The organism is Streptomyces sp. P5F9 (assembly GCF_057961495.1).
The window spans coordinates 1-1,864 of record NZ_JBXVPZ010000846.1 but is presented as its reverse complement, the minus strand read 5'-3'; the positions used below and the strand labels follow the sequence as shown (position 1 = coordinate 1,864).

At 69.3% G+C, this 1,864-nt stretch carries 4 protein-coding genes; 3 read left to right on the top strand and 1 reads right to left on the bottom strand.

What is annotated here, in order from left to right:
- The 3 genes from AC31A1_RS50810 to AC31A1_RS50800 all read left to right on the top strand — a co-directional run.
- Positions 1-811: AMP-binding protein (locus tag AC31A1_RS50810; protein WP_489659818.1), on the top strand; the 811-nt coding region annotated here is incomplete at its 5' end.
- Positions 812-925: 114 nt separating this feature from the next.
- Positions 926-1,168: a type II toxin-antitoxin system Phd/YefM family antitoxin gene (locus tag AC31A1_RS50805; RefSeq protein WP_489659817.1), complete on the top strand. Its 243-nt coding sequence runs from the start codon at positions 926-928 to the stop codon at positions 1,166-1,168.
- A complete protein-coding gene (locus AC31A1_RS50800) occupies positions 1,168-1,386 on the top strand; it encodes a PIN domain-containing protein (protein WP_489659816.1) in 219 nt (72 codons plus the stop codon). The genes AC31A1_RS50805 and AC31A1_RS50800 overlap by 1 nt, the downstream gene beginning before the upstream one ends.
- Before the next feature lie 69 nt (positions 1,387-1,455).
- On the opposite strand, the gene AC31A1_RS50795 is transcribed toward AC31A1_RS50800, so the two are convergent.
- Positions 1,456-1,641 carry a hypothetical protein gene (locus tag AC31A1_RS50795; RefSeq protein WP_489659815.1) on the bottom strand — a complete coding sequence of 62 codons (186 nt, stop codon included), beginning with the start codon at positions 1,639-1,641 and terminating at the stop codon, positions 1,456-1,458.
- Between the last annotated feature and the right edge of the window lie 223 nt (positions 1,642-1,864).

The following is a 1,864-nucleotide window of genomic DNA, read 5'->3' as shown; positions in this document are numbered from 1 at the left end:
CCCGCAGCCGGTGTTCAACGTCGACACGGTGCTCGCGAACATCGCCGCGGAACGGGTGTCCGTCCTCCCCGGCCCGCCCACTCTCCACCAGTCCCTCCTCGACCACCCCGCCCGGGACGCGCACGACCTCTCGGCGCTGCGGCTCGTGGTCACCGGCGCGGCGGTGGTGCCGTTGCGCCTGGTGGAACGGCTGCGGGGCGAGCTGGGCGTGGGGACGGTGCTGACGGCGTACGGCCTCTCGGAGGCCAGCGGCATCGTGACGATGTGCCGGCGAGGGGACGATCCGGCGGTCATCGCGTCGACGTCGGGGCGCGCGATTCCGGGGACCGAGGTCCGGGTGGAGGCGCCTCCCGGCACCCCGGGCGAGGTGCTGGTCCGGGGCTTCAACGTCATGCGCGGCTACTACGAGGACGCGGCGGCCACGGCCGAGGTCCTGGGCGAGGACGGCTGGCTGCGCACCGGCGACGTCGGCGTCCTGGACGACGAGGGCAACCTGCGCATCACCGACCGCATCAAGGACATGTTCATCGTCGGCGGCTTCAACGCGTACCCGGCGGAGATAGAACAGCTCCTCGGCGTCCATCCCGACGTGGCGGACGTGGCGGTGATCGGCATTCCGGACGCGCGGCTCGGCGAGGTCGGCAAGGCGTACGTCGTACGGCGTCCGGACGTGACGCTGACCGGCGACGACCTGATCGCCTGGGCGCGGCGGGAGATGGCGAACTACAAGGTGCCGCGGTTGGTGGAGTTCGTGGGGGAGCTGCCTCGGAACGCCAGTGGGAAGGTGGTGAAGGGGGAGCTGCGGGGGTGATGGGCAGCCCCGGTCGGGGTGTCCTCAGAGGGTGGTGGACAAAACGGTGTGGTGCGAGCCAGGGGGTGGGGCACGCTTGGTCCACCCATTGGTTCCGCTGATCGTGAGGCAGTCGTGGAAGCAGCCCGGCAGTACAACGTGCATGAGGCCAAGACGCACTTCTCCCGCATCATGGAGCAGGTCGCGAGGGGAGAGGAGGTCGTGATCAGCAAGGCGGGGGAGCCGGTGGCCCAGGTGGTTCCGCTGCGGCCCAAGGTGAGGCGGTCGGGACGGGGGTCGCTCCGGGGACAGATCCATATCCCGGACGCCTTCGACACCCTCCCGGACGACATCGCCGACGCCTTCGGGATGCGCTGATGCGACTCCTGCTCGACACGGAGCCCGGCGTGTACGTGAGTGCGGTGACGCCGTGGGAGATCGCCGTCAAGCAGTCCCTGGGGAAGCTGGACGGGCCGGAAGACCTGGCCGAACGGGTTCGCGACAGTCAGTTCACCAGCCTGCCCATCACGGGCATGACGCTGGTGACGCGCGACAAGTGGATCACGCAGTACGACGTTCAGGTGATGACTGTCTGACGGACACACATCGGCCGCGACGGCTCCCCCCGGAGCAGTCGCGGCCGATCCCCCGTGCTGGGAGATGGTCTAGCTGGGTTCGGACGTGATGTGCGTGTTGTCCGGTGTGGCCGTGCCGTCGTCGTCCGCGGCCACGACGCTCTCGACGTCCGTGATGTGCGTGTTGAGCGGCTTGAGGTCGCCGGTCAGCTTGGTGTCGGTGATGTGGGTGTTGTCGGGCGTGACCGTGCCGTCGTCGTTCGTGATGTCGCTCATCGTGCTGCCCCTCGTTGGAGATCGCGTTCAGACTGTCGCGGGCCCATCCGGTCACTCCCCCGAGGATGACCGGATGGGCCGCTGGAGCCGCCACTCTAGATCTCGGAAGTGGCGGCCTCACCGCCGGTCCGTCTGCCCCCCGACGCGACGGCCCGATACCCAGAAGAGTGCCGTGCGGCGATAAACGATTGATGAACGCCCCGGCCCCGGCAGACGTCCCCCG

Excerpts from the sequence above, each read along its gene's own strand:
- AC31A1_RS50800 (WP_489659816.1), top strand. The coding sequence starts at position 1,168 with ATGCGACTCCTGCTCGACACGGAGCCCGGCGTGTACGTGAGTGCGGTG.
- AC31A1_RS50795 (WP_489659815.1), bottom strand. The coding sequence starts at position 1,641 with ATGAGCGACATCACGAACGACGACGGCACGGTCACGCCCGACAACACC.